32 protein-coding genes and 5 pseudogenes are annotated in these 23,855 nt (G+C 34.2%); 5 read left to right on the plus strand and 32 right to left on the minus strand.

Translation table 11 applies throughout. The features are described from left to right. Nucleotides 1-56: 56 nt before the first annotated feature. From rplQ to rpsL, 32 genes and pseudogenes are all read right to left on the minus strand, one after another. Nucleotides 57-542, minus strand: coding sequence for a 50S ribosomal protein L17 (rplQ, locus tag JJC03_RS00690; RefSeq protein WP_235873811.1), 486 nt, complete (start codon nucleotides 540-542; stop codon nucleotides 57-59). Nucleotides 543-603: 61 nt separating this feature from the next. Continuing rightward, nucleotides 604-1,596 (minus strand): DNA-directed RNA polymerase subunit alpha, encoded by a 993-nt coding sequence (locus tag JJC03_RS00695; RefSeq protein WP_088390205.1) that lies wholly within the window; start codon nucleotides 1,594-1,596, stop codon nucleotides 604-606. 25 nt (nucleotides 1,597-1,621) lie between these two features. Further along, nucleotides 1,622-2,226: pseudogene (gene rpsD, locus JJC03_RS00700) on the minus strand (30S ribosomal protein S4). Between the two features lie 121 nt (nucleotides 2,227-2,347). Then, entirely contained in the window at nucleotides 2,348-2,731 is a 384-nt protein-coding gene (gene rpsK, locus JJC03_RS00705) for a 30S ribosomal protein S11 (protein WP_088390203.1), read from the minus strand. 11 nt (nucleotides 2,732-2,742) lie between these two features. Further along, nucleotides 2,743-3,116, minus strand: a pseudogene (gene rpsM / locus JJC03_RS00710) (30S ribosomal protein S13). A gap of 2 nt (nucleotides 3,117-3,118) precedes the next feature. After that, nucleotides 3,119-3,235 (minus strand): type B 50S ribosomal protein L36, encoded by a 117-nt coding sequence (ykgO, locus tag JJC03_RS00715; protein ID WP_014166264.1) that lies wholly within the window; start codon nucleotides 3,233-3,235, stop codon nucleotides 3,119-3,121. Nucleotide 3,236: 1 nt separating this feature from the next. Continuing rightward, complete coding sequence (gene infA, locus JJC03_RS00720; protein WP_026725626.1) at nucleotides 3,237-3,452, minus strand: translation initiation factor IF-1; 216 nt, start codon at nucleotides 3,450-3,452, stop codon at nucleotides 3,237-3,239. Nucleotide 3,453: 1 nt separating this feature from the next. Beyond that, entirely contained in the window at nucleotides 3,454-4,800 is a 1,347-nt protein-coding gene (gene secY, locus JJC03_RS00725) for a preprotein translocase subunit SecY (protein ID WP_088398182.1), read from the minus strand. A 14-nt stretch (nucleotides 4,801-4,814) separates the two neighbouring features. Beyond that, nucleotides 4,815-5,266: pseudogene (gene rplO, locus JJC03_RS00730) on the minus strand (50S ribosomal protein L15). A 12-nt stretch (nucleotides 5,267-5,278) separates the two neighbouring features. Further along, the gene (gene rpmD / locus JJC03_RS00735) at nucleotides 5,279-5,461 is read right to left on the minus strand and encodes a 50S ribosomal protein L30 (RefSeq protein ID WP_088398184.1); all 183 of its coding nucleotides are present in this window, start codon (nucleotides 5,459-5,461) and stop codon (nucleotides 5,279-5,281) included. Nucleotides 5,462-5,473: 12 nt separating this feature from the next. Next, nucleotides 5,474-5,998: a 30S ribosomal protein S5 gene (gene rpsE / locus JJC03_RS00740; RefSeq protein WP_088398185.1), complete on the minus strand. Its 525-nt coding sequence runs from the start codon at nucleotides 5,996-5,998 to the stop codon at nucleotides 5,474-5,476. Nucleotides 5,999-6,004: 6 nt separating this feature from the next. Further along, nucleotides 6,005-6,358 (minus strand): 50S ribosomal protein L18, encoded by a 354-nt coding sequence (rplR, locus tag JJC03_RS00745; protein ID WP_088398186.1) that lies wholly within the window; start codon nucleotides 6,356-6,358, stop codon nucleotides 6,005-6,007. 11 nt (nucleotides 6,359-6,369) lie between these two features. Continuing rightward, the gene (gene rplF / locus JJC03_RS00750; protein WP_088398187.1) at nucleotides 6,370-6,915 is read right to left on the minus strand and encodes a 50S ribosomal protein L6; all 546 of its coding nucleotides are present in this window, start codon (nucleotides 6,913-6,915) and stop codon (nucleotides 6,370-6,372) included. A gap of 13 nt (nucleotides 6,916-6,928) precedes the next feature. Then, on the minus strand, nucleotides 6,929-7,327 hold the full coding sequence (rpsH, locus tag JJC03_RS00755) for a 30S ribosomal protein S8 (protein ID WP_088398188.1): 399 nt from the start codon (nucleotides 7,325-7,327) through the stop codon (nucleotides 6,929-6,931). A gap of 80 nt (nucleotides 7,328-7,407) precedes the next feature. Continuing rightward, nucleotides 7,408-7,677 carry a 30S ribosomal protein S14 gene (gene rpsN, locus JJC03_RS00760; protein WP_088398189.1) on the minus strand — a complete coding sequence of 90 codons (270 nt, stop codon included), beginning with the start codon at nucleotides 7,675-7,677 and terminating at the stop codon, nucleotides 7,408-7,410. 3 nt (nucleotides 7,678-7,680) lie between these two features. Beyond that, on the minus strand, nucleotides 7,681-8,232 hold the full coding sequence (gene rplE / locus JJC03_RS00765) for a 50S ribosomal protein L5 (protein WP_088398190.1): 552 nt from the start codon (nucleotides 8,230-8,232) through the stop codon (nucleotides 7,681-7,683). A 2-nt stretch (nucleotides 8,233-8,234) separates the two neighbouring features. Continuing rightward, nucleotides 8,235-8,546 carry a 50S ribosomal protein L24 gene (gene rplX, locus JJC03_RS00770; protein ID WP_088398191.1) on the minus strand — a complete coding sequence of 104 codons (312 nt, stop codon included), beginning with the start codon at nucleotides 8,544-8,546 and terminating at the stop codon, nucleotides 8,235-8,237. Nucleotides 8,547-8,557: 11 nt separating this feature from the next. Beyond that, nucleotides 8,558-8,925, minus strand: a pseudogene (gene rplN, locus JJC03_RS00775) (50S ribosomal protein L14). A gap of 2 nt (nucleotides 8,926-8,927) precedes the next feature. Further along, entirely contained in the window at nucleotides 8,928-9,185 is a 258-nt protein-coding gene (gene rpsQ / locus JJC03_RS00780; RefSeq protein ID WP_088398192.1) for a 30S ribosomal protein S17, read from the minus strand. Between the two features lie 18 nt (nucleotides 9,186-9,203). After that, on the minus strand, nucleotides 9,204-9,395 hold the full coding sequence (gene rpmC, locus JJC03_RS00785; RefSeq protein WP_014166277.1) for a 50S ribosomal protein L29: 192 nt from the start codon (nucleotides 9,393-9,395) through the stop codon (nucleotides 9,204-9,206). Nucleotides 9,396-9,407: 12 nt separating this feature from the next. Continuing rightward, nucleotides 9,408-9,833, minus strand: coding sequence for a 50S ribosomal protein L16 (rplP, locus tag JJC03_RS00790; RefSeq protein ID WP_060383161.1), 426 nt, complete (start codon nucleotides 9,831-9,833; stop codon nucleotides 9,408-9,410). Nucleotides 9,834-9,851: 18 nt separating this feature from the next. Beyond that, on the minus strand, nucleotides 9,852-10,595 hold the full coding sequence (gene rpsC / locus JJC03_RS00795; protein WP_088398193.1) for a 30S ribosomal protein S3: 744 nt from the start codon (nucleotides 10,593-10,595) through the stop codon (nucleotides 9,852-9,854). Nucleotides 10,596-10,600: 5 nt separating this feature from the next. Then, nucleotides 10,601-11,011: a 50S ribosomal protein L22 gene (rplV, locus tag JJC03_RS00800; protein WP_088398194.1), complete on the minus strand. Its 411-nt coding sequence runs from the start codon at nucleotides 11,009-11,011 to the stop codon at nucleotides 10,601-10,603. 8 nt (nucleotides 11,012-11,019) lie between these two features. Then, the gene (rpsS, locus tag JJC03_RS00805) at nucleotides 11,020-11,298 is read right to left on the minus strand and encodes a 30S ribosomal protein S19 (protein ID WP_014166281.1); all 279 of its coding nucleotides are present in this window, start codon (nucleotides 11,296-11,298) and stop codon (nucleotides 11,020-11,022) included. Between the two features lie 6 nt (nucleotides 11,299-11,304). Next, the gene (gene rplB / locus JJC03_RS00810; protein WP_088444284.1) at nucleotides 11,305-12,129 is read right to left on the minus strand and encodes a 50S ribosomal protein L2; all 825 of its coding nucleotides are present in this window, start codon (nucleotides 12,127-12,129) and stop codon (nucleotides 11,305-11,307) included. A gap of 10 nt (nucleotides 12,130-12,139) precedes the next feature. Beyond that, on the minus strand, nucleotides 12,140-12,427 hold the full coding sequence (gene rplW / locus JJC03_RS00815) for a 50S ribosomal protein L23 (RefSeq protein ID WP_088398196.1): 288 nt from the start codon (nucleotides 12,425-12,427) through the stop codon (nucleotides 12,140-12,142). Nucleotides 12,428-12,433: 6 nt separating this feature from the next. After that, nucleotides 12,434-13,062, minus strand: a pseudogene (gene rplD / locus JJC03_RS00820) (50S ribosomal protein L4). Next, nucleotides 13,062-13,679 carry a 50S ribosomal protein L3 gene (rplC, locus tag JJC03_RS00825; protein WP_235873813.1) on the minus strand — a complete coding sequence of 206 codons (618 nt, stop codon included), beginning with the start codon at nucleotides 13,677-13,679 and terminating at the stop codon, nucleotides 13,062-13,064. Before rplC ends, rplD begins: the two are co-directional and overlap by 1 nt. A 116-nt stretch (nucleotides 13,680-13,795) precedes the next feature. Next, entirely contained in the window at nucleotides 13,796-14,101 is a 306-nt protein-coding gene (rpsJ, locus tag JJC03_RS00830) for a 30S ribosomal protein S10 (RefSeq protein WP_014166286.1), read from the minus strand. A gap of 11 nt (nucleotides 14,102-14,112) precedes the next feature. After that, the gene (gene fusA, locus JJC03_RS00835) at nucleotides 14,113-16,257 is read right to left on the minus strand and encodes an elongation factor G (RefSeq protein WP_088398199.1); all 2,145 of its coding nucleotides are present in this window, start codon (nucleotides 16,255-16,257) and stop codon (nucleotides 14,113-14,115) included. A gap of 11 nt (nucleotides 16,258-16,268) precedes the next feature. Beyond that, nucleotides 16,269-16,745, minus strand: a complete 477-nt coding sequence (gene rpsG, locus JJC03_RS00840) for a 30S ribosomal protein S7 (protein ID WP_088398200.1) — start codon at nucleotides 16,743-16,745, stop codon at nucleotides 16,269-16,271. 80 nt (nucleotides 16,746-16,825) lie between these two features. Then, nucleotides 16,826-17,206 (minus strand): 30S ribosomal protein S12, encoded by a 381-nt coding sequence (rpsL, locus tag JJC03_RS00845; RefSeq protein WP_014166289.1) that lies wholly within the window; start codon nucleotides 17,204-17,206, stop codon nucleotides 16,826-16,828. Nucleotides 17,207-17,375: 169 nt separating this feature from the next. Here rpsL and JJC03_RS00850 point away from each other — a divergent pair, with 169 nt between their 5' ends. From JJC03_RS00850 to JJC03_RS00865, 5 genes are all read left to right on the plus strand, one after another. Continuing rightward, a complete protein-coding gene (locus JJC03_RS00850) occupies nucleotides 17,376-17,795 on the plus strand; it encodes a hypothetical protein (protein ID WP_235873814.1) in 420 nt (139 codons plus the stop codon). Nucleotides 17,796-18,115: 320 nt separating this feature from the next. Further along, a complete protein-coding gene (locus JJC03_RS19055) occupies nucleotides 18,116-19,027 on the plus strand; it encodes a BamA/TamA family outer membrane protein (RefSeq protein ID WP_374226253.1) in 912 nt (303 codons plus the stop codon). A 78-nt stretch (nucleotides 19,028-19,105) separates the two neighbouring features. Then, nucleotides 19,106-19,873, plus strand: a complete 768-nt coding sequence (locus tag JJC03_RS17070) for a TonB-dependent receptor plug domain-containing protein (protein WP_258932046.1) — start codon at nucleotides 19,106-19,108, stop codon at nucleotides 19,871-19,873. Then, the gene (locus JJC03_RS00860; RefSeq protein ID WP_258932048.1) at nucleotides 19,821-22,319 is read left to right on the plus strand and encodes a TonB-dependent receptor domain-containing protein; all 2,499 of its coding nucleotides are present in this window, start codon (nucleotides 19,821-19,823) and stop codon (nucleotides 22,317-22,319) included. The genes JJC03_RS17070 and JJC03_RS00860 overlap by 53 nt, the downstream gene beginning before the upstream one ends. 1 nt (nucleotide 22,320) lies before the next feature. Further along, entirely contained in the window at nucleotides 22,321-23,796 is a 1,476-nt protein-coding gene (locus JJC03_RS00865) for a SusD/RagB family nutrient-binding outer membrane lipoprotein (RefSeq protein ID WP_103714518.1), read from the plus strand. Nucleotides 23,797-23,855 lie beyond the last annotated feature (59 nt).

Raw genomic sequence — 23,855 nt, forward strand, 5'->3', positions numbered from 1 at the left:
AAAAAGGATAAACCAAAAAGTTTATCCTTTTTTATATTTATGAATTGAGCATCATATTATTCTGCAGATTCAGAAGATCCTTCAGTTGCAGGAGTTTCAGCAGCAGATTCAGCTTTTTTAGCTTTACCACCACCACGACGGCTTTTAGCTTTTTTAACTTCTTTCTTACCACCGTTGTAGATTTCGTTAAAATCTACTAACTCAATCATTGCCATATCAGCGTTATCTCCTAAACGGTTACCTAACTTAATGATACGAGTGTATCCTCCTGGACGGTCACCAACTTTCGCAGCTACATCTCTGAATAATTCAGTAACAGCATACTTGTTTCTTAAATAAGAGAAAACAATACGACGATTATGAGTTGTATCTTCTTTAGATTTTGTTACTAATGGCTCAACAAATTGTTTAAGCGCTTTAGCTTTAGCAACAGTTGTATTAATACGTTTATGTTCAATTAATGAACAAGCCATATTAGCTAACATAGCTTTTCTATGCCCAGCCTGTCTGCTTAAATGGTTTACTTTTTTTCCGTGTCTCATGACGTTGCTTTTTAAACTTCATCTTGCATCAATCCACCTTGGAGAGCAAAATATGAAGAAATTATTCTTTATCTAACTTATATTTTGATAAATCCATCCCGAATGTTAAATTCTTATTGGCAACTAACTCATCAAGCTCAGTTAATGACTTTTTACCAAAATTACGGAATTTCATTAAATCATGTTTGTTGAACGATACTAAGTCACCTAATGTATCAACTTCAGCAGCCTTTAAGCAGTTTAATGCTCTTACAGATAAGTCCATATCAACTAACTTAGTTTTCAACAACTGTCTCATATGCAATGATTCTTCATCATATGATTCTGTTTGAGCAATTTCATCAGCCTCAAGAGTAATTCTCTCATCAGAGAATAACATAAAATGGTGAATTAATACCTTAGCAGCTTCAGTTAGAGCATCTTTAGGATGGATAGAACCATCTGTTTTGATTTCAAAAACTAATTTTTCATAATCCGTTTTTTGCTCAACACGGAAGTTTTCGATAGCGTACTTCACATTCTTTACAGGCGTAAAGATAGAATCAGTAAATATAGTACCGATTGCAGCATTTTGTTTTTTGTTTTCCTCTGCTGGAACATAACCACGACCTTTTTCAATGGTCATCTCCATGTTCAAATTTACATTGCTGTCTAAATTACAAATTACTAATTCAGGATTTAACACTTGGAAACCTGAAATAAATTTTTGAAAATCACCAGCAGTAATTTGATCTTTACCTGATAAAGAAATAGAAACTGATTCGTTATCGATATCTTCAATTTGACGTTTAAAACGTGCTTGTTTTAAGTTAAGGATAATTTCAGTTACGTCTTCTACAACACCAGGTATAGTAGAGAACTCATGATCCACTCCTTCGATACGAATAGAAGTGATAGCATAACCCTCAAGAGCAGAAAGTAAAACTCTTCTTAAAGCGTTACCAACAGTCAATCCGTAACCTGGTTCAAGAGGTCTGAATTCGAATTTTCCTTCGAAATCAGTAGAATCGATCATGATAACTTTATCGGGCTTCTGAAAATTAAATATTGCCATAAATTTCGACTGATGTCAATTATTATTATTTGTTGTACAATTCGACAATTAGTTGTTCTTTGATGTTCTCAGGGATTTGCAATCTTTGAGGAACTGATACAAAAGTACCTTCTTTAGTATCATTATTCCACACGATCCACTCATATACTTGAGAAGCAGCAGCTAAAGAACGTTCGATTGATTCTAATGATTTAGATTTTTCACGAACAGCAACTTTGTCACCTGGTTTTAAATGGTAAGAAGGAACGTTAACCACTTCACCATTTACTGTAATATGTCTGTGAGTTACAATTTGTCTAGCAGCTCTTCTTGAAGGTGCCACACCCATTCTGTAAACTACGTTATCTAAACGAGCTTCACATAATTGTAAAAGGATTTCACCTGTTACACCAGAAGCAGCAGAAGCCTTTTCGAATAAATTTCTGAATTGCTTCTCTAAAATACCATAAGTATATTTAGCTTTTTGCTTTTCCATTAATTGGATAGCATATTCAGATTTTTTACCTCTTTTTTAGCTAAACCGTGTTGCCCTGGAGGGTAGTTTCTTTTTTCGAAGGCTCTGTCATCTCCGAAGATTGCTTCGCCAAATTTACGAGCAATTTTAGTTTTTGGACCAGTATATCTTGCCATTTTAAAAATTTTTAAGGTTGAGATTATGAATTCAGGTCTAATTTATCCTCCGATAATCTATTACCAACCTAGTTATACTTAATTAAATCAAATTATAAAGATTCTGAAAATTCAGAAATCCTTAAACTCTACGTCTTTTTGGAGGACGACATCCGTTGTGTGGTAATGGAGTAACGTCAATAATTTCAGTTACTTCTATACCTGAGTTATGGATTGAGCGGATAGCTGACTCTCTTCCGTTTCCAGGTCCTTTAACGAACACTTTTACTTTTTTAAGACCAGCTTCTAAAGCAACTTTTGCACAATCTTCTGCCGCCATTTGAGCTGCATACGGAGTATTCTTTTTAGAACCTCTGAAACCCATTTTACCAGCAGATGACCAAGCTACAACTTCACCTTTCTTGTTAGTTAAAGAAATGATGATGTTGTTAAAAGTTGAACTTACGTGCGCCTCACCAGTAGACTCAACAACAACTTTACGTTTTTTTGTATTTGCTTTCGCCATATTACTACTTATTATTTAGTTGCTTTCTTCTTGTTAGCAACAGTTTTTCTTTACCTTTTCTTGTTCTAGAATTATTCTTAGTTCTTTGACCTCTTAAAGGAAGACCTGATCTGTGACGAATACCTCTGTAGCATCCGATATCCATTAAACGTTTAATGTTTAATGAAGTTTCAGAACGTAATTCTCCTTCAATTTTGTAATAAGAAACTGCTTCACGGATAGCTCCGATCTCGTCATCATTCCATTCTTGAACTTTTTTATCTTGGCTTACTTGAGCTTTTTCTAAAATTTCGATAGCTCTGCTTTTTCCTATTCCGAAGATATATGTCAAAGCGATGACACCTCTTTTGTTTTTAGGTATATCTACCCCTGCTATTCTTGCCATAATTATCCTTGTCTTTGTTTAAATCTAGGATTCTTTTTGTTAATAACGTATAATCTTCCTTTTCTACGAACGATAATGCATTCCGCACTTCTCTTCTTAATTGATGCTCTTACTTTCATTTTAGTATCTATAAGTAATTCTTGCTTTAGACAAATCGTAAGGGCTCATTTCTAGCTTCACCTTGTCACCAGGTAACAATTTGATGTAGTGCATACGCATTTTTCCAGAAATGTGAGCAATTACAACATGCCCGTTTTCTAACTCTACTCGGAACATAGCATTTGATAATGCTTCAATAATAGTTCCGTCTTGTTCAATTGCTGATTGTTTTGCCATATTAAGCTACTGCTTTTCTGTTTTTACCCGTTTTCATCAAACCATCATAATGTTGATTCAACAAGTATGAATTGATTTGTTGAATAGTATCGATTGCAACTCCAACCAAAATCAAGAGTGATGTACCTCCAAAGAACAAAGCCCATTGTTGCTGTACTCCTAATACATTCATAACAATAGCTGGGAACACAGCTAACAATGCTAGGAAAATAGCCCCTGGAAATGTAATCAAAGACATCACATGATCTAAAAAGTCAGCTGTTTCCAAACCGGGTTTAACACCTGGTATAAAACCACCACTTCTTTTCAAATCATCAGCCATTCTTGTAGTTGGCATAGTAATCGCAGTGTAAAAGTACGTAAAAATTATAATTAACGTAGCAAACACTAAGTTATACTCCCAACCGAATATGTTTTGGAATCTTGTACTGATTGATTGAGCTGTTTCCGAAGATGATAAACCAGCTACAGCAGCAGGTATAAACATAATAGCTTGCGCAAAAATGATTGGCATAACACCTGAAGCATTTAGTTTTAAAGGGATAAACTGACGATTTCCTCCCATTAAGTCCTGCTCTAAGTCTCCAGAAACAGTACGGCGTGCATACTGCACTGCTACTTTTCTAACTGCCATAGTCATTAAAACACAGGCAATAATTACTAGTAACCACACGATGATTTCTACAACAATCTTCATTAAACCTCCGTTGTTTTGAGAAACAGCAGATGAAAACTCCTGAGCAAATGCTTGTGGTAAACGAGCAACAATACCTACTAAGATTAACAACGAAATACCGTTTCCAATACCTTTATCTGTAATTTTTTCACCTAACCACATAGCAAATAAAGTACCAGTAGCTAATATCAACACAGAAGAAAATAAGAAAGCAAACGAATTAAATCCTAACAAGAAAGCATCAGCAGGTAAAGTACGGTATAAATTATAAATATAACCAGGACCTTGAATTAAGGTAATACCAATAGTTAACCATCTTGTAATTTGGTTCATTTTTTTTCTACCACTTTCACCTTCTTTTTGTAATTTTTGTAGATAAGGAATAGCAATCCCCATTAATTGTACTACAATAGAAGCAGAAATATAAGGCATGATACCCAACGCAAAAACAGATGCTTGTGAAAAAGCACCTCCCGTAAATACGTTAATTAACCAACCAATACCTTTGTCAGTTTGATTAGTTAATCCCTGCAACTTAGTTGCATCAATTCCCGGTAATGTTACGTGGGCTCCGAAACGATAAACTAACAGAAGTCCTAAAGTAAATAGGACTCTGTTTCTTAGTTCCTCAATTTTCCAAACGTTTTGTAACGATTCAATAAATTTTTTCATCGTGTCTAGAAAATTTATAATTCTATAGCTTCTCCACCAGCAGCTTCGATAGCAGCTTTAGCAGATGCTGTGAATTTGTGTGCACTAACTTTTAATTTAGCTTTAAGCTCACCTCTACCTAAAATTTTAACAACTTCAGTTTTAGTAGCTAAACGGCTTGCAACTAAAGTAGCGAAATCTACTGTATCTGTTACAACACCATTATCAACTAGAGTTTGTAAAGTATCTAAGTTTACACCTTGATATTCAACTCTGTTAATATTTTTGAATCCAAACTTAGGAACACGTCTTTGAAGAGGCATTTGACCACCTTCAAAACCAATTTTTTAGAGTATCCTGAACGAGATTTAGCTCCTTTGTGACCACGTGCGGCAGTACCACCTTTACCAGAACCTTCTCCTCTACCTACTCTTTTATTTTGGTTATGTGTTGAACCTTCAGCTGGCTGTAAATTACTTAAATTCATAACAGTTATTTGTTATTTAGCTTCTTCTGAAGAAACTAAGTGTTTAACTTTATTTACCATTCCAAGGATAGCAGGAGTTGCTTCATGCTCAACTACTTGACCCATTTTACGAAGTCCTAAAGCTTGCATTGTTCTCTTTTGATCCTGAGGACAATTAATAACGCTTCTTACTTGTTTTACTAATATCTTAGCCATAATTTCCTTGAATTAACCTTTGAATACTTTCTCTAAAGATACTCCTCTTTGCTTAGCAACAGTCGCTGCACTTCTCATTTGCAATAAAGCATCAAAAGTAGCTTTTACTACGTTGTGAGGGTTAGAAGAACCTTGAGATTTAGATAATACATCGTGAACCCCTACTGATTCTAGAACCGCACGTACAGCACCACCTGCAATAACTCCAGTACCGTGAGAAGCAGGCATTAATAATACTCTCGCTCCACCGAATTTACCTTTTTGCTCATGAGGTACAGATTGACCACTTAAAGGAATACGTACTAAGTTTTTCTTAGCATCTTCTACTGCTTTAGCAATAGCTTCAGAAACGTCTTTAGATTTTCCTAATCCGTGTCCAACCACACCGTTCTCGTCACCTACTACTACGATAGCTGAGAAACCAAATGCTCTACCACCTTTAGTAACTTTAGTAACACGATTAACACTAACCAAACGATCTTTTAATTCAAGACCTCCTGGTTTTACTAGTTCTACGTTTTTATAATTATGATACATAATTTCTTAGAATTTTAATCCAGCCGCTCTAGCGCCTTCTGCTAATGATTGAACACGACCGTGGTATAAATAACCACCTCTATCAAATGTTACTGTATCGATACCTGCTTTTAAAGCTCTTTCAGCAACTAATTTACCAACTGCTGCTGCTACTTCAACTTTAGTACCTTTAGAATCTACTTCTTTTTCACGAGAAGAAGCAGCTAATAACGTAACACCATTTACATCATCTATAAGCTGAGCATAGATTTCTTTGTTACTTCTGAATACAGATAAACGAGGTCTTGTAGCAGTACCGCTAACAATTTTTCTAATTCTGTACTGTATTCTTTGTCTTCTTTCAGATTTTGTTAATGACATAATCTTATTTTTTAAGCTGATTTACCTGCTTTTCTTCTTAATACTTCACCTACAAACTTAATACCTTTTCCTTTGTAAGGTTCAGGCTTACGGAAAGAACGGATTTTAGCCGCTACTTGTCCTACTAATTGTTTGTCATAAGAAGTTAGCTTTACAATAGGGTTTTTACCTTTTTCAGAAACAGTTTCCACAGTTACCTCTGGAGCTACTTCTAAAACGATATTATGAGAATACCCTAAAGCTAAATCAAGTTTATTACCTTGATTAGAAGCACGGTATCCAACACCCACTAATTCTAATTCTTTTGTAAAACCAGTAGATACACCAGTAATCATGTTATTGATTAAAGCTCTAAATAAACCATGTTGAGCTCTTTCTTCTTTGCTATCTGCAGCTCTTGAAACAAGAACTTGAGTTTCTTCAACAGTTACTGTTACATTATCAGTAACCTCTTGAGAAAGTTGCCCTAATTTCCCTTTTACGGTAATAACTGAATCTTTCAATTCCACAGTTACTCCAGCAGGAATGGCGATTGGACTTTTACCTATTCTTGACATCTCTTAACTCTTTTTAGTATACGTAACAAATTACCTCACCACCTACATTTAATTGTCTAGCTTGCTTATCAGTCATTACTCCTTTAGAAGTAGAAACGATAGCAACACCTAAACCATTTAAAATTCTAGGTAATTTAGCGGCACCTGCATACTTACGTAAACCTGGTTTACTAATTCTTTGAATGTTCTTGATTACCGCTTCTTTTGTATCTTTATCATACTTTAAAGCGATTTTGATTGTTCCTTGAACAGTCTCATTTTCGAATTTGTAGCTAAGGATATAACCTTGATCGAATAAGATTTTTGTGATTTCCTTTTTTAAATTAGAAGCAGGAATTTCCACCACTTTATGGCTTGCTTTCGATGCATTTCTAATTCTTGTTAAGAAATCCGCAATTGGATCTGTATACATATAAACAAAATTGCGGTTATGGTTTTCAACCCACACTCGTGGGTTGAACCTATAACCTGTTAATAATCTCTTTTATAATCTTACCAGCTAGCTTTTTTAACACCTGGTATCAATCCTGAGTTTGCCATTTCACGGAAAGTAACACGTGAAATACCGAATTGACGCATGTACCCTCTTGGTCTACCTGTTAATTTACAACGATTATGTAAACGAACTGGCGAAGCATTCTTTGGTAATTTTTGCAAAGATACATAATCTCCAGCTTCTAACAAAGCTTTTCTTTTCTCTGCATATTTTTCTACCGTTTTTTGTCTTTTCACCTCGCGGGCTTTCATTGATTCTTTAGCCATGTCTTAATTCTTTTTAAAAGGTAAACCTAATTCAGCTAATAATGATTTTGCTTCTTTATCTGTTTTAGCAGATGTTACAAAAGTAATATCCATACCTGAAATTTTATTTACTTTATCAATATCAATTTCAGGAAAGATAATTTGCTCAAGAACTCCAAGGTTGTAATTACCTCTACCGTCAAAACCAGTAGATTTGATACCACCAAAATCTCTTACACGTGGTAAAGAAGCTGTGATCAAACGATCTAAAAACTCATACATTCTTTCTCCACGTAAAGTCACTTTAGCACCAATTGGCATTCCTTTTCTTAATTTAAAAGACGCAACGTCTTTTTTAGAAATAGTAGCCACTGCTTTTTGACCTGTGATTTTTGTTAACTCTTCAACAGCGTAATCGATTAATTTTTTATCTGACACTGCAGCACCAACTCCTTTACTTAAAACGATTTTTTCCAATTTAGGAACTTCCATTACGTTTTTGTAACCGAATTCTGTTGTAAGAGCAGCAATTACTCTGCTCTTATATTCTTCTTTTAGTCTAGGTATATAAGCCATCACTATAATACTTGATTAGATTTTTTTGAAAATCTTACTTTCTTATCTCCTTCTACTTTAAAACCTACTTTAGTAGTATTGCCTTTAGCATCTACTAACATTAAGTTAGAAACATGGATAGGAGCTTCTTTTTTAACGATTCCACCTTGAGGATTTTGAGCACTTGGCTTAGTGTGTTTAGACACCATGTTTACACCCTCAACTACCGCTTTGTTCTTCTCACGAATTACACGTAAAACTTTACCTTCAGCACCTTTATGGTCACCAGCGATAACTTTCACAGTGTCTCCTGATTTTATTTTTAGCTTCATCATCGTAATAATAATTAAAGCACTTCTGGTGCTAATGATACAATTTTCATGAATTGTTTTTCACGAAGTTCTCTAGCTACAGGACCGAATACACGCGTTCCTCTCATTTCACCTGCTGCATTTAATAATACGCAAGCGTTATCATCGAAACGAATATAAGAACCATCTGCTCTTCTTACTTCTTTTTAGTTCTAACAACAACTGCAGTTGAAACCGCACCTTTCTTAACGTTTCCGTTAGGAGTTGCATCTTTGATAGCTACTACAATTTTGTCACCAACTGAGGCGTAACGTCTTTTTGTTCCACCTAAAACACGGATAGTTAAAACTTCTTTAGCTCCCGTATTATCTGCTACTTTTAGTCTTGATTCCTGTTGTACCATAATTATTTAGCTCTTTCAATGATTTCAACTAATCTCCAACATTTCGTTTTACTTAATGGACGAGTTTCCATGATTTTTACCGTATCACCAATGTTACAGTCGTTCTTTTCGTCGTGTGCAACATATTTTTTAGTTTTTAACACGAACTTACCATATAATGGGTGTTTTACTTTAGTTACTTGAGCAACAACAATAGACTTGTCCATTTTGTTAGATGTAACTACACCAACTCTCTCTTTTCTTAAATTTCTTTTTTCCATCTTTTCAGCTGAATACTATTATTGAAGCTCTCTTTTAGTTAATTCAGTTGCGATTCTCGCTACTGAACGTCTGATACTTCTAATTTGAAGTGGATTCTCGATTGGAGAAATAGCATGAGCAATTGTTAAATCAGCATAGGTCTTTTTTAATTGAACTAGCTTCTCTTGTAACTCAGCTGCAGATAGATTTTTAATTTCTGATTGTTTCATAATCTTCTTATATTATGCTTCGAAATCTCTAGCAACGACGAATTTAGTTTTTACTGGTAATTTTTGAGCTGCAAGACGTAAAGCCTCTTTTGCAACAGCTAGTGGCACACCACCTACCTCAAACATAATTCTTCCTGGTTTAACAACAGCAGCCCAGTATTCAACTGCACCTTTACCTTTACCCATACGTACTTCAAGAGGCTTCTTAGTGATAGGTTTGTCTGGGAAAATTTTAATCCATAATTGCCCTTCACGTTTCATATAACGAGTCGCTGCAATACGAGCCGCTTCAATTTGGCGTGAAGTTAAGAAAGCACCTGTTTCGTGAACAGATTTAATTCCAAACATTCCATTTGAAAGTTCATGACCTCTATTCGAGTTCCCTTTCATTCTACCTTTCTGTACCTTACGGTATTTTGTTCTTTTAGGCTGTAACATTTTTCTTTAATTTAAAAATTACTTTCTTTTACGAGCTCCTTGTTTACCGTTTGACTTTCCACCACGTGGAGCATCACCACCTTTACCTCCTTGTGCAGATTTTTTATCCATACCTACAAGTGGAGAAAGATCTCTCTTACCGTAAACTTCACCTTTCATAATCCATACTTTAACTCCCATTCTACCATAAGTAGTATGAGCTTCTGCTAAAGCATAATCAATATCAGCTCTGAAAGTTGATAGAGGAATACGACCTTCTTTGAAACTTTCTGAACGCGCCATTTCAGCACCGTTTAAACGACCAGAAATCATCACTTTGATACCTTCTGCGTTCATTCTCATAGAAGCAGCAATAGCCATTTTGATAGCTCTTCTATAAGAAATACGACCTTCAATTTGACGACAAATACTATTAGCTACTAAATAAGCATCTAACTCAGGTCTTTTGATCTCAAAAATGTTGATTTGAACCTCTTTGTCTGTAATTTTCTTAAGTTCTTCTTTTAACTTGTCTACCTCTTGCCCTCCTTTACCAATAATAATACCTGGACGAGCCGTAGTGATAGTAACGGTTACAAGTTTTAAAGTTCTTTCGATAATTACTTTCGACACACTAGCTTTTGATAAACGAGCGTGGATATACTTTCTGATTTTGTAATCTTCAGCGATTTTATCACCGTAGTCATTACCACCATACCAGTTAGAATCCCATCCTCTGATGATACCAAGGCGATTTCCGATTGGATTAGTCTTTTGTCCCATCTTTATTAATTGCTTTGTGTGTTATTAATTGATCCTAATACGATTGTAACGTGATTAGAACGTTTTCTAATTCTGTGTGCACGACCTTGTGGAGCTGGACGTAATCTTTTTAACATCATACCACCATCCACTTTAATCTCTTTTACAAATAAGCCAGCTTCAGCTACATTACCTTCGCTATTTTTCTGTTCCCAGTTATTAATAGCAGATAACAACAATTTTTCTAATTTTCTTGAAGCTTCTTTTTGACTAAATCTTAATATATTTAGTGCATTTTCAACTTTCTGACCTCTTACCAAGTCTGCTACTAAGCGCATTTTTCTAGGTGAAGTAGGGCAGTTATTTAACTTAGCAAACGCCAAAGACTTGTTAGCCTCTTTTCTTGCTTCTGCTGTTTCTCTTTTACGAACTCCCATGTCTTCTTTTATTTTTTACCTTTATTTTTAGCTCCAGCGTGACCTCTAAAAGATCTAGTTGGTGAAAATTCACCTAACTTATGTCCTACCATGTTTTCAGTAACATATACTGGAACAAATTGACGACCGTTGTGAACTGCGATTGTTTGTCCTACGAAATCTGGAGTAATCATTGAAGCTCTAGACCAAGTTTTAACAACATTCTTGTTTCCTGCCTCAGCATTCTCCAATACTTTCTTTTCTAATTTATAGTGTACGAAAGGTCCTTTTTTTAATGAACGTGCCATATCTTATTATTTCTTTCTACGTTCTACAATATACTTGTTGCTCGGGTTTTGTTTAGCACGGGTTCTATAACCTTTAGCTGGTAAACCTTTTCTTGAACGTGGGTGACCTCCAGATGAACGTCCTTCACCACCACCCATTGGGTGATCAACAGGGTTCATTGCTACTGGTCTAGTTCTTGGTCTTCTACCTAACCATCTAGATCTACCTGCTTTACCAGAAACGATTAATTGGTGATCAGAGTTAGAAACTGCACCGATAGTTGCAGAACAAGTTAACAAAATTAATCTTGTTTCACCAGAAGGCATTTTAATAGTAGCATATTTACCATCACGAGCCATTAACTGAGCGAAAGTACCTGCAGAACGAGCGATGATTGCACCTTGACCTGGACGTAACTCAATACAAGAAATTACTGTACCTAGAGGAATTTTGCTTAACGGCATAGTATTCCCAATTTCAGGAGCTACATCAGCACCTGAAACTACAGTTTGCCCAACTTTTAAACCATTTTGAGCAATAATATATCTTTTTTCACCATCAGCATACGCTAATAATGCGATAAAAGCAGTTCTGTTTGGATCATATTCAATTGATTTAACTGTAGCTGGAATACCATCTTTAGTTCTTTTGAAATCAATGATACGATATCTTTGTTTGTGACCACCGCCTGTATAGCGCATAGTCATCTTTCCTTGACTATTTCTACCTCCAGATGATTTTTTCGGTGCGATTAATGAACGCTCCGGCTTATCAGTTGTAATGGCGTCAAAACCATTCACAACTCTAAAACGCTGACCTGGGGTAATAGGTTTTAATTTTCTTACTGACATCTTACTTTACTTAGTTGTTGTAAAAATCAATTGTTTCTCCTTCTTTAACTTGTACGATTGCTTTTTTATAAGCATTGGTTTTACCAGCTATCATACCACTTTTTGTATATTTAGTAGTACGATCTGGACGTACATTCATTGTATTTACTTCTACAACAGTTACTCCATAAGCAGCTTCAACAGCTTTCTTAATTTGAACTTTGTTAGCTTTTTTATCTACAACGAAACCAAAACGGTTGAATACTTCTCCGTCTTTAGTTACTTTTTCTGTAACGATAGGTTTTATAATGATACTCATGGCCTATTATTTGCTTAAATTTTCTTCAATTCCTTCTAAAGCACCCTCTAAAAGAACTAAATTGTTTGCGTTTAATATCGCATAAGTACTTAATTCTGAGTTAGTAATAACAGAAGATTTCTGTAAGTTACGAGATGATAAATACACATTTGTGTTAATACCACCTAATACAAACAATGATTTTTTATTTTCTAACCCTAACGCTTTTAATACGTTAATGAAATTTTTAGTACTTGGAGCTTCAAAATTGAAGTCTTCTAATACGATTAAATTTGATTCTTTCGCTTTTAACGTTAAAGCCGATTTACGAGCTAAACGTTTTAAAGTTTTATTTAACTTGAAAGAATAACTTCTTGGTCTTGGACCAAAAACAGTTCCACCACCTTTAAATAAAGGAGATTTTTTAGAACCTGCACGAGCAGTACCTGTACCTTTTGTTTCTTAATTTTACGAGTACTTCCAGCAACTTCTGCTCTTTCTTTAGATTTGTGAGTTCCTTGACGTTGGTTAGCCAAATATTGTTTCACATCTAAGTAAAGAGCGTGGTTATTAGGCTCAATTGCGAAAACTGAATCAGAAAGCTGTACTTTTCTTCCAGTATCTTTTCCGTTGATATCTAATACTTTTACTTCCATTACTTCTGAACGATTACATAAGAGTCTTTGTGACCAGGAACACATCCTTTAACAACAAGTAAGTTCTTTTCAGCCACTACTTTTAAAACTCTAAGATTTTGAACTTTTACATTGTCTCCACCCATTCTTCCAGCCATACGCATTCCTTTGAATACTCTAGATGGATAAGATGAAGCACCTACTGAACCTGGCGCTCTTAAACGGTTATGCTGACCGTGAGTAACTTGTCCAACACCACCAAATCCGTGACGTTTAACAACCCCTTGAAAACCTTTCCCTTTAGAAACTCCTTGAACATCTACAAATTCACCCTCAGCGAATAAATCCACAGTGATCACATCACCTAATTTGTGCTCATTTTCAAATCCTTGGAATTCAACAACTTTCTTCTTAGCAACCGTTCCAGCTTTCTTGAAGTGACCTTCAGCAGCTTTAGTTGTGTGCTTTTCAGTTTTGTCATCGAAACCAAGCTGAAGAGCTTCATACCCGTCAACCTCTTTGGTTCTGACTTGGGTAACTACGCAAGGACCTACCTCAATAACAGTACAAGGAATATTTTTCCCGTTCTCATCAAAGATGCTAGTCATTCCGATTTTCTTTCCGATTAACCCAGACATACTTAACTAATTAATTATTAATAATATATATAACTCTAATTTTGAGTGCGCAAAAGTAAGCATTATGTTTTGAATTTCAAAACATAATGCTTAAATATTTTAATTTGAGTGATTTATCACACTTTAATCTCAACTTCTACCCCACTTGGAAGCTCTAATTTCATTAAAGCATCGATAGTTTTTGAAGATGAAGAATAGATATCTAACAATCTTTTGTATGAACTAACTTCAAATTGCTCTCTTGATTTTTTGTTCACGTGCGGAGAACGTAACACAGTAAAAATCTTCTTGTTAGTAGGTAAAGGAATTGGACCTGTAACTACTGCACCTGTACTTTTTACAGTTTTTACGATTTTTTCTGCTGATTTATCAACCAACATATGATCGTAAGATTTTAATTTTATTCTGATTTTTTGACTCATTTTCTTAAAAATTAAGCGTTACCTTTTGCTTTCTTGATTACTGCCTCTGAAATATTAGATGGAGTTTCTTCATAGTGAGAAAATTCCATAGTTGAAGTAGCACGACCTGAAGATAAAGTTCTTAAAGTAGTTACATAACCAAACATTTCTGATAATGGAACATTAGCTTTAATAGTTTTAGCACCATTTCTATCCCCCATATCATTTACTTGACCACGACGACGGTTTAAGTCACCTACAATATCACCCATATTTTCTTCTGGAGTAATAACTTCAATTTTCATGATTGGCTCAAGAATAACAGCACCAGCTGCTTTAGCCACCTCTTTATAACCTAATTTAGCAGCTAATTCAAAAGATAATGCGTCTGAATCCACTGGGTGGTATGAACCATCTAATAAAGTAACCTTTAAGCTATCTACAGCATATCCCGCTAAAGGACCTTGCTTCATTGCTTCTCTGAAACCTTTTTCTACAGCTGGAACATACTCTTTAGGAACATTACCACCTTTTACTTCATTAACAAATGTTAACCCCATAGCCCCTGGCTCTGCAGGCTCTAAACGGAAAACGATATCACCAAATTTACCACGCCCTCCTGATTGTTTTTTATAAACCTCACGGTGTTGAGCTGATTTAGTAAACGCTTCTTTATACTCTACTTGAGGTTCGCCTTGATCCACTTCAACCTTAAACTCACGTTTCATACGATCAACTAAGATATCTAAGTGAAGCTCACCCATACCAGAAATAATTGTTTGACCAGAAGCCTCATCAGTTCTAACTGTAAACGTTGGATCTTCTTCAGCCAATTTAGCTAAAGCCATACCCATTTTATCTACGTCAGCTTTTGTTTTAGGCTCAATAGCAATACCAATTACCGGATCAGGGAATTTCATTGATTCAAGAATAATAGGATTCTTTTCATCACACATGGTATCACCTGTCTTGATATCTTTAAAACCTACTGCCGCCCCAATATCACCAGCCTCAATATATTCGATTGGATTTTGTTTGTTAGCGTGCATTTGATAGATACGAGAAATACGCTCTTTATTACCCGAACGAGTATTTAAAATATAAGAACCCGCATCTAAACGACCAGAATAAGCACGGAAGAAAGCTAAACGACCAACATAAGGATCAGTAGCAATTTTAAATGCTAAAGCTGCAAACGGCTCTTTTACATCTGGACGACGTACGATTTTTGTTTGATCCTCCTCTAATAAATCAGCATCATCAGGATGAATACCTTCAATACCTTCTTTATCTAAAGGAGATGGTAAATATTTACAAACAGCATCTAACATAAACTGAACTCCTTTGTTTTTGAATGAAGATCCACATAACATAGGAATAATAGCCATATCAATAGTAGCTGCACGTAAAGCATTATTAATTTCCTCTTCAGTAATCGAGTTTTCATCTTCCATGTACTTATCTAATAAGTTTTCATCATAAGAAGCAATCTCTTCGATTAATTTAGAACGATATTCTTTTACTTCATCAACCATATCAGCAGGGATATCAATAATATCAAAAGTAGCTCCTTGTGTTTCATCATGCCATACAATAGCTTGATTTTTCACCAAGTCAACTACCCCTCTAAAATCCTGCTCTTCTCCAATAGGTAACGTAATTGCCACAGCATTAGAACGCAACATATCTTTTACTTGCTGACAAACTGCTAAGAAATTAGACCCTTGACGGTCCATTTTATTAACGAATCCCATACGCGGAACTCTATACTGATCAGCTAATCTCCAGTTTGTTTCAGACTGCGGCTCAACACCATCTACCGCAGAGAATAAAAATACTAAACCGTCTAACACACGTAAAGAACGGTTCACCTCTACTGTAAAGTCAACGTGACCTGGAGTATCAATAATATTAAAGTGATACGGTTTAGAATCTGCAATATTTCTACCTTGATCTGTTGGAAAATTCCAAGTACAAGTCGTAGCTGCAGAAGTAATTGTAATACCTCTTTCCTGTTCTTGCGCCATCCAGTCCATAGTAGCAGCACCATCGTGCACCTCACCAATTTTGTGAGACTTACCTGTATAGAACAAAATACGCTCTGTAGTGGTAGTTTTACCCGCATCAATGTGAGCAGCAATACCAATATTTCTAGTATATTTTAAATCTCTTGCCATTTCTTTACGAATTAAAATCTAAAGTGAGAGAATGCCTTATTAGCTTCCGCCATTTTATGAGTATCCATTCTTTTCTTAACAGCAGTACCTTCTTCCTTAGCAGCAGCTAAGATTTCAGACGCTAAACGAGCTGCCATAGATTTCTCATTTCTTCTTCTAGCATAAAGAATTAACCATTTCATTGACATAGAAATTTTTCTATCTGGACGAATTGGCATAGGGATTTGGAATGTAGCACCACCTACACGACGAGAACGAACTTCTACGTGAGGCATCACATTCGTTAAAGCATCTTTCCAAATTTCTAAAGCTGATTTTTCAGCATCTTGCTTTTTAGTTTCAACGATATCTAAAGCATCGTAGAATACTGCAAAAGCAGTCGATTTTTTACCATCCCACATTAAGTTATTAACAAAACGTGTTACTAATTGATCGTTAAACTTTGGATCTGGTAAAAGAGGTCTTTTTTTGGCCTGTCTTTTTCTCATTTCTTTTTTTTAAAAGTTTAGATGTTTAGAAGTTTAGAAGTTTAAAACTTAAACTAGAACCCTAAACGGTTAAACATTAATTACTTTTTGTCTTTAGGGCGTTTAGCACCATATTTAGATCTTCTTTGTAAACGACCGTTAACTCCGGCTGTATCCAAAGCACCACGTACGATGTGGTATCTAACTCCTGGCAAATCTTTTACCCTTCCACCTCTAACTAATACTATCGAGTGCTCTTGAAGATTATGTCCTTCACCTGGGATGTAAGCATTTACTTCATTACCATTAGTCAAACGCACACGCGCAACTTTACGCATTGCTGAGTTTGGCTTTTTAGGCGTAGTAGTATACACACGCGTACAAACCCCTCTTCTTTGAGGACAAGAATCTAAAGCAGCCGATTTACTCTTCTTAGTTAATTTGGCTCTTCCAGTTCTTACTAATTGTTGAATTGTTGGCATAATTAATACTAAATTATTTACTTGTTTATAAAATCCCGCAATTTACGGGGTTGCAAATGTATAGATTAATTTCCAAAAAACAAACTCTAAATAATTAATTTTCAGCACAGTTATTTTCAACATAATTAAAGTTGTTTTTTTACGTTATTTTTACCCAAAATAACAACTCTTGAAACATCTCCTCTACCTTTTCTTGTTTTTATTCTTACCTCAAAAAAATTGGGGACAAAATTTATTTTTAAAAATCGAAGGAAGCTCTACCATTGAAAACCAAACTCTCGACTCAATCACCTCTCCCAACAAACACATTAAAAATAGCTATTTAAACAAAGAAATAACATCTATTTCAAAAAACCTTATTGAAAGAGGCTATATTGAACACAAAATACTTACAAATAAAAAAATTAACGACACTACACAATACATCAAATACGAACTAGGCTATCCCATAAAAAAAACCCACATCCGCCTTGGTCCTTACAAAAAACTTCTTGAAACAAATGAAGACACTGTAAAAATAGATTTCAAAAAAACAAACGAAGCACTTCTAAATTTTACTAAAATCTTAGAAAAAAAGGATTCCCCTTAACTCAAATAAAACTTTCTAACATAAAAAAAAAAAAACAAAATTTATTATCAGAAATCACAATCATTGAAGACTCAAAAAGAACAATCAATCGAATTAATATAAATGGATATCAAAATTTTCCTAAAAATCACTTACAAAATATATTCAAAAACCACAATAAAAAAGTCTTCAATGAAAATCAATTAAAAAAAATTAACAAAGATTTTAAAAAACTCCCTTTTTGCAAAACAACAAAAGATGCCGAAATCCTTTTTAAAAACGACTCAACATCCATTTACATTTACCTAGAAAAACAAAAAAGAAGCACCTTTGATGGATATATTGGTTTTACAACTCAAAAAAACACCTTAAAATTAAATGGCTATTTAGACCTAAAACTATTAAACACACTAAATTGGGGAGAACATTTTAATGTATACTGGAAAAACAATGGACAAGAACAAACAACTTTCAACTTAAACATTGAAACACCTTATATCTTCAAAAGCCCACTAATACTAAAAGGAAATTTAAATATTTTCAAACAAGACACAACATTCCAAAAAACAAAATCCGAAATAGAACTAGGCTATTTACTTAATTACAACACTCGTTTCTACATAGGTTACCAAGAAACAGAATCAAGTGACATACAAAATGCAAATTCAAAAATACTGACTGATTACAAAAATTTTTTCTACACACTAAGCTGCCAACACATAAATCACAATAACAACAAAACTCTTTTCCCTGAAAAAACCAATTTAACTTTCAAAATAGGAACAGGAAAAAGAAATAATTTCACTAATCATACAACACAATTTTTTACATCAATAGAGCTATCCCATGAATTTGAACTAAATAACCGAAACACTTTTTTTATTAAAAGCCAAAATTACTACCTAAATAGCAATCAATATTTAACGAATGAATTATTCCGATATGGGGGCATTAATTCTATAAGAGGATTTAACGACAATAGCCTTCAATGCAATCTTTTAAGCTCTATTATTTCAGAATACAGATATAAAGTAAATAGCAATTTATACATACACAGTATTTTAGATTACGCATACACTGAAGACGAAACACAAAAAACAAAAAACAATTTAAAAAGTTTAGGAATAGGATTTTATTTAACAAATAAAAAAAACCTTATTCACATACAATATAGCAACGGAATAAGTAAAAACCAAAACTTAAATATTAAAAATTCTATTTTCCACATAAGTTTATCACTTAATTTACAATAACCTTAAAAAAAACAAAATAAAAAAATAAACTTTAAAATTTATTTTACATATTTGCATAAACTAATCAATTATTATTTTATGAGATCAAAATTCAAATGGATTTACACACTACTAGTAGTGTTGACGGTTCAGTTTTCTTTTGCACAAGAAAAAACCGTTACTGGAGTGGTAACAGATAATTCTGGACCATTACCTGGAGTAAATGTTTTAATCAAAGGTACACAACGAGGGACTTCAACTGGATTTGATGGAAAGTACACAATCAGAGCTAAGGAAGGAGATATTTTAACATTCTCTTTTATAGGAATGAAAGAAATCTCTAAAACAGTTGGCGCTTCTAGCATAATGAATACTGTTATGCAAAATGATTCTAAAGTATTAGGAGAAGTTGTTGTCACTGCCCAAGGAATATCTAGAGAGAAAAAATCCTTAGGTTATTCAACACAAAAACTTGATGCAGCAACAATTAATCAGGTTCCAACTAACAATTTTATCAATAATTTATCAGGAAAAGTTGCTGGTTTAGAAATTAGAAACAACTCAAATTTTGGAGGTTCTAGTAATATTGTCTTAAGAGGAACAAAAAGTTTAACAGGTAACAATCAAGCTTTAATTATAATTGATGGCGTACCTATTAACAATGCTAATTTAAATGATTCTGATACAGCAAGTGGAAGACAAGGCTTTGATTTTGGTAACTCTGCTTCTGATATAGACCCTAACAACATAGAATCTATAAATGTACTAAAAGGAACTTCTGCAACTGCTTTATATGGGAGTGAAGCTGCTAACGGTGCTATTATTATTACAACAAAAAGGGAAAAAAAGAACTGCATTAGGAATTAGTATAAGCTCAACACTTTCCATTTCAAATGCGAACAAGCAAACACTTCCAACATATCAAAAAGAGTACGGAGGAGGTTATGCAGGAGAGCATAGCAACTACTCTGCCAACATTTTCGGCAATGCAAATGCTACCGTAGCTTCAACAGGAGATGATGCCTCTTACGGAAACGTTTTTAATCCAAACCAGTTAGTATACCAATGGAACTCATTTGTCGTAGGAAATCCTAATTATGGCAAAGCCACCCCTTGGGTTGCAGCTGTTAACGACCCTAATAGCTTCTTTAAAACTGCTTTTTCAACTGTAAACAACATTAATTTAAACGGTGGAGATGAAAAATCTACATACAATTTTTCATACACTAATAATAACGAAGCCGGAATCTTACCAAATAGTAGCCTAAATAAAAACTCTATCAATGGTAGTTTCTCAAGAGATTTTACCAACAAATTAAAATCAAACACTTTTATCACTTTCACGGATCAAAGTACAAAAGGAAGAAATGCTACGGGTTACGGTGATAACATCATGACTGGCTTTAGACAATGGTGGCCAATCAATGTGGACATAAAAGAATTAGAAAATGAATATTTCAGAACAAAACAAAATATCACTTGGAATCAAATAGACCCTACAAACGGAGATTTAAGACCAAATTTCTGGAATAACCCATACTGGGATCGATATGAAAACTACGAAACAGATACCAGAACTCGTGTTTTAACAGGTAGTAGTTTAAGCTATGATATTAACAAAAACTTAAACATTTTAGGTAGAGCAACACTAGAATATTCATATGACAATCAAGAATTAAGAAAAGCTATAGGTAGTCACGCTGAGAATTTCGGTATTACAGGAGGAAATGCTTCTTCTGGCTACAGTATTTTTACACGAGATTTCCTACAACAAACTTATGACCTAATTGCTACTTATAAATTCAACCTTACAAAAGATTTTGGAGCAAGAGCTCTAGCTGGCTATACTTTTAAAAAAGCAAATACAAGAAGTTTATTTGGCTCAACTACTGGAGGACTTGCTAAACCTTATCTATACTCATTACAAAACTCTAATGTATTTCTTGCACCAATACAATCAGAAATAAAATATGAAAAAAGTGGTGTTTACGCTCAGGGAACATTAGATTATAAAAAAATCCTTTATTTAGAAGGAACTATACGTCATGATGAAAGTACAGCATTATTAGGTGCATCAGTAAATCAATACAATTACTTTTCTGTAGGTTCTAGTCTAATTTTATCAGAAATAATTAAAAAAGACTGGTTAAACTTAGCTAAATTAAGAGTAAGTTATGCAGAAGTTGGTAATGACCCTGCTTATGGAAGATTAGGATCCAGAGCATTCAATGGCATTATAAACGGAAACCCTTTATTCGGAAACGCTACAACCTATTATGATCAATCAAAACTAAGACCTGAAATTCAAAAATCATTAGAAGCAGGTATAGAATTAGGAATATATGACAGATTAAATTTAGATTTATCTGTATATAAGACCAACATAACAGACCAAATCTTTAACGTCCCGCAAACAGCAGCGACAGGTTATACTGCAGCTCGTGTAAACGCAGGTGAGATGGAAAACAAAGGTATTGAGATTGCTTTATCAGGTTCTCCAATAAAAACAAAAAAATTATCATGGGAAATAGGTATTAACTGGTCTAAAAACGTAAACAAAGTCAAATCCCTTAATCAAGGAAGAGACAACCTTCTTTTAGCTAATTTCCAAGGAGGGGTATCTCTAAATGCAACTGTAGGAGAAGCATATGGCACATTAAGAGGTAGTGATTACGTATATGACACAAATGGAAATAAAATTGTTGGTGCAAATGGATTTTATTTAACAGAAAACAACAAGGTACTTGGAACGATTCAAGCTGATTGGATTGGAGGTTTAAGTAATAAAATCCGTTATAATGATTTTTCATTAAACTTCTTAATTGATGTAAAAAAGGGAGGTAGTGTTTATTCTTTAGACCAAGCTTATGGCCGAGAAACTGGAATATATCCAGAAACAACAGGATTAAATCACTTAGGTTTTCCTATTAGAGATGAAAACAATGGAGGTATCATTTTACCAGGTGTCTTAGCAAACGGACAACCAAACAATATTGTTGTTGACGCCTCTTCATCTGGAGGGACTGCCTTTAGTACAGACACAAATCCTAATAAAGCTTATATATATGACGCTTCCTATGTTAAACTTAGAGAAGTAGGCTTAACTTATAATTTACCTAGTAAATTTACTGAACGATTAGACTTATCAAACGTTAGCTTTAGCTTATTAGGAAACAACTTATGGATAATACACAAAAACACACCATATAGTGATCCTGAAGCAGGCTCATCAGCGGGAAATGTCCAAGGGTTTCAATCAGGTGTTATGCCTGCTATCAAGACATATTCATTTAACGTGAAAATCAACTTCTAAAATGAAAAGTACATTTATAAAATTAACAGCAATTTCATCGTTATTATTAACTAGTTGTATTACTGAGGATATAAACTTTAACGATGACTCCAAAAAAGCTTATGACGTTTCAGCTGAATCTTTATTAAGTAATTCCCAAAAAGGAATATCAGATCAATTAAGTTCACCAAGTGTTAACGAAAATGTTTTTAGATATTTTTCTCAATACTGGGCGGCAACATTATATACAGCTGAATCAAGATATAACTTAATCAACCGAAACATACCTGGATTCCATTGGAACAACCTATATAGAGACGTTTTAGGAAACTTAAAATCTGCTGAAGAAATCATTCAAAAAGAGACCAAACCAGATGATATATCAACAACAGAATGGAGTAAAATTCAAACTAACAAAAAAGCTATAATTGAAATTTTAAAGGTATATACTTATCAAAATTTAGTTGATACTTTTGGAAATATCCCTTATAGTGAGTCATTGAAAAACCAAGACAACATCCTGCCTAAATATGATGATGCAGCTACAATATATTCTGATTTAATTAGCAGATTAGACATTGCCATTAACAAACTAAATACTCAAAGTAGTAGTTTTAAAAATGGGGATTTGATATACCAAGGAAATGTAGAAAAATGGCTGAAATTTGGAAATTCATTAAAAGTAAAACTAGGAATAAACCTAAGTGATTCCAACCCTATTTTATCTAAACAAACAGTAGAATCTGCCATAAACAAAGGTGTAATTTCATCTAATGCAGATAATGCCTTATTTTCATATTCTCCATCTGCTCCTACGTATAATCCTATATATGACAATTTGGTGGCTAGTAATAGAAATGATTTTGTCCCTTCCAAAACGATCGTAGATTATATGAATTCACTTAGTGACCCAAGAAGAAAAATATTCTTCACTCAATTAGGTAGTGAATACATAGGAGGAATTTATGGAGCTCAGAATGCTAATCCATACGCTACATCTTACTCACATATTGGAGATGCTATAAAAAAATCAGATGCTCCTGGGGTTCTCATTGACGCAGCAGAAATTAACTTCCTATTAGCAGAAGCTGCAGAAAGAGGTTATGCAGTTGGAAATAGTGCTGAATATTATTATAATGCAGGAATTACTGCTTCAATGACATATTGGAATATCCCAAATAGTGAAATTAATAATTATCTAATTCAACCTACCATCAACTATTTAACGGCTAGTGGTAGTTGGAAAGAAAAGATAGGTATGCAAGCTTGGATAGCAATGTATAATAGAGGTTTTGAATCTTGGACTTTTTATAGAAGATTAGATTACCCAATATTAAAAGCTCCAACGAAAGCAGTTACAGCTGCAGATAAAAAAGTTCCAGTCAGATATACTTATCCAACATCTGAATCAACAATAAATGGATCAAATTATACGCAAGCGGCTGAAGCCATTGGCGGTGATAAATTATACACCAAAATTTTCTGGGATAAAAATTAATTTTTTGCAACAAAAACCACCAAATTTTAAACTTGGTGGTTTTTTTTTATCTTTACCTC

The sequence above is a fragment of the Flavobacterium oreochromis genome, assembly GCF_019565455.1.
GTDB lineage: Bacteria > Bacteroidota > Bacteroidia > Flavobacteriales > Flavobacteriaceae > Flavobacterium > Flavobacterium oreochromis.

Coding starts and splice junctions, on each gene's coding strand:
- rplF (WP_088398187.1), bottom strand. CDS start 6,915: ATGTCAAGAATAGGTAAAAGTCCAATCGCCATTCCTGCTGGAGTAACT.
- fusA (WP_088398199.1), bottom strand. CDS start 16,257: ATGGCAAGAGATTTAAAATATACTAGAAATATTGGTATTGCTGCTCAC.
- rplQ (WP_235873811.1), bottom strand. CDS start 542: ATGAGACACGGAAAAAAAGTAAACCATTTAAGCAGACAGGCTGGGCAT.
- rpsL (WP_014166289.1), bottom strand. CDS start 17,206: ATGCCAACAATTCAACAATTAGTAAGAACTGGAAGAGCCAAATTAACT.
- rplW (WP_088398196.1), bottom strand. CDS start 12,427: ATGAGTATCATTATAAAACCTATCGTTACAGAAAAAGTAACTAAAGAC.
- rpsH (WP_088398188.1), bottom strand. CDS start 7,327: ATGTATACAGATCCAATTGCGGATTTCTTAACAAGAATTAGAAATGCA.
- secY (WP_088398182.1), bottom strand. CDS start 4,800: ATGAAAAAATTTATTGAATCGTTACAAAACGTTTGGAAAATTGAGGAA.
- rplV (WP_088398194.1), bottom strand. CDS start 11,011: ATGGGAGTTCGTAAAAGAGAAACAGCAGAAGCAAGAAAAGAGGCTAAC.
- rpsJ (WP_014166286.1), bottom strand. CDS start 14,101: ATGAGTCAAAAAATCAGAATAAAATTAAAATCTTACGATCATATGTTG.
- rplX (WP_088398191.1), bottom strand. CDS start 8,546: ATGATGAAGCTAAAAATAAAATCAGGAGACACTGTGAAAGTTATCGCT.
- ykgO (WP_014166264.1), bottom strand. CDS start 3,235: ATGAAAGTAAGAGCATCAATTAAGAAGAGAAGTGCGGAATGCATTATC.
- infA (WP_026725626.1), bottom strand. CDS start 3,452: ATGGCAAAACAATCAGCAATTGAACAAGACGGAACTATTATTGAAGCA.
- rpsQ (WP_088398192.1), bottom strand. CDS start 9,185: ATGGAAAAAAGAAATTTAAGAAAAGAGAGAGTTGGTGTAGTTACATCT.
- rpsK (WP_088390203.1), bottom strand. CDS start 2,731: ATGGCGAAAGCAAATACAAAAAAACGTAAAGTTGTTGTTGAGTCTACT.
- rplB (WP_088444284.1), bottom strand. CDS start 12,129: ATGTCAGTAAGAAAATTAAAACCTATTACCCCAGGTCAGCGTTTTAGA.
- rplC (WP_235873813.1), bottom strand. CDS start 13,679: ATGTCTGGGTTAATCGGAAAGAAAATCGGAATGACTAGCATCTTTGAT.
- rplR (WP_088398186.1), bottom strand. CDS start 6,358: ATGTCATTAACAAAATCTGAAAGAAGACAAAGAATACAGTACAGAATT.
- JJC03_RS00695 (WP_088390205.1), bottom strand. CDS start 1,596: ATGGCAATATTTAATTTTCAGAAGCCCGATAAAGTTATCATGATCGAT.
- rplE (WP_088398190.1), bottom strand. CDS start 8,232: ATGGCTTATATACCTAGACTAAAAGAAGAATATAAGAGCAGAGTAATT.
- rpsS (WP_014166281.1), bottom strand. CDS start 11,298: ATGGCACGTTCATTAAAAAAAGGACCTTTCGTACACTATAAATTAGAA.
- rpsN (WP_088398189.1), bottom strand. CDS start 7,677: ATGGCTAAAGAATCAATGAAAGCCCGCGAGGTGAAAAGACAAAAAACG.
- rpsE (WP_088398185.1), bottom strand. CDS start 5,998: ATGTATCATAATTATAAAAACGTAGAACTAGTAAAACCAGGAGGTCTT.
- rpmC (WP_014166277.1), bottom strand. CDS start 9,395: ATGAAACAATCAGAAATTAAAAATCTATCTGCAGCTGAGTTACAAGAG.
- rpmD (WP_088398184.1), bottom strand. CDS start 5,461: ATGGCTAAGATATTAGTAAAACAAGTAAGAAGCGTTATTAATTGTCCT.
- rpsG (WP_088398200.1), bottom strand. CDS start 16,745: ATGAGAAAAAGACAGGCCAAAAAAAGACCTCTTTTACCAGATCCAAAG.
- rplP (WP_060383161.1), bottom strand. CDS start 9,833: ATGTTACAGCCTAAAAGAACAAAATACCGTAAGGTACAGAAAGGTAGA.
- JJC03_RS00865 (WP_103714518.1), top strand. CDS start 22,321: ATGAAAAGTACATTTATAAAATTAACAGCAATTTCATCGTTATTATTA.
- JJC03_RS17070 (WP_258932046.1), top strand. CDS start 19,106: ATGAGATCAAAATTCAAATGGATTTACACACTACTAGTAGTGTTGACG.
- rpsC (WP_088398193.1), bottom strand. CDS start 10,595: ATGGGACAAAAGACTAATCCAATCGGAAATCGCCTTGGTATCATCAGA.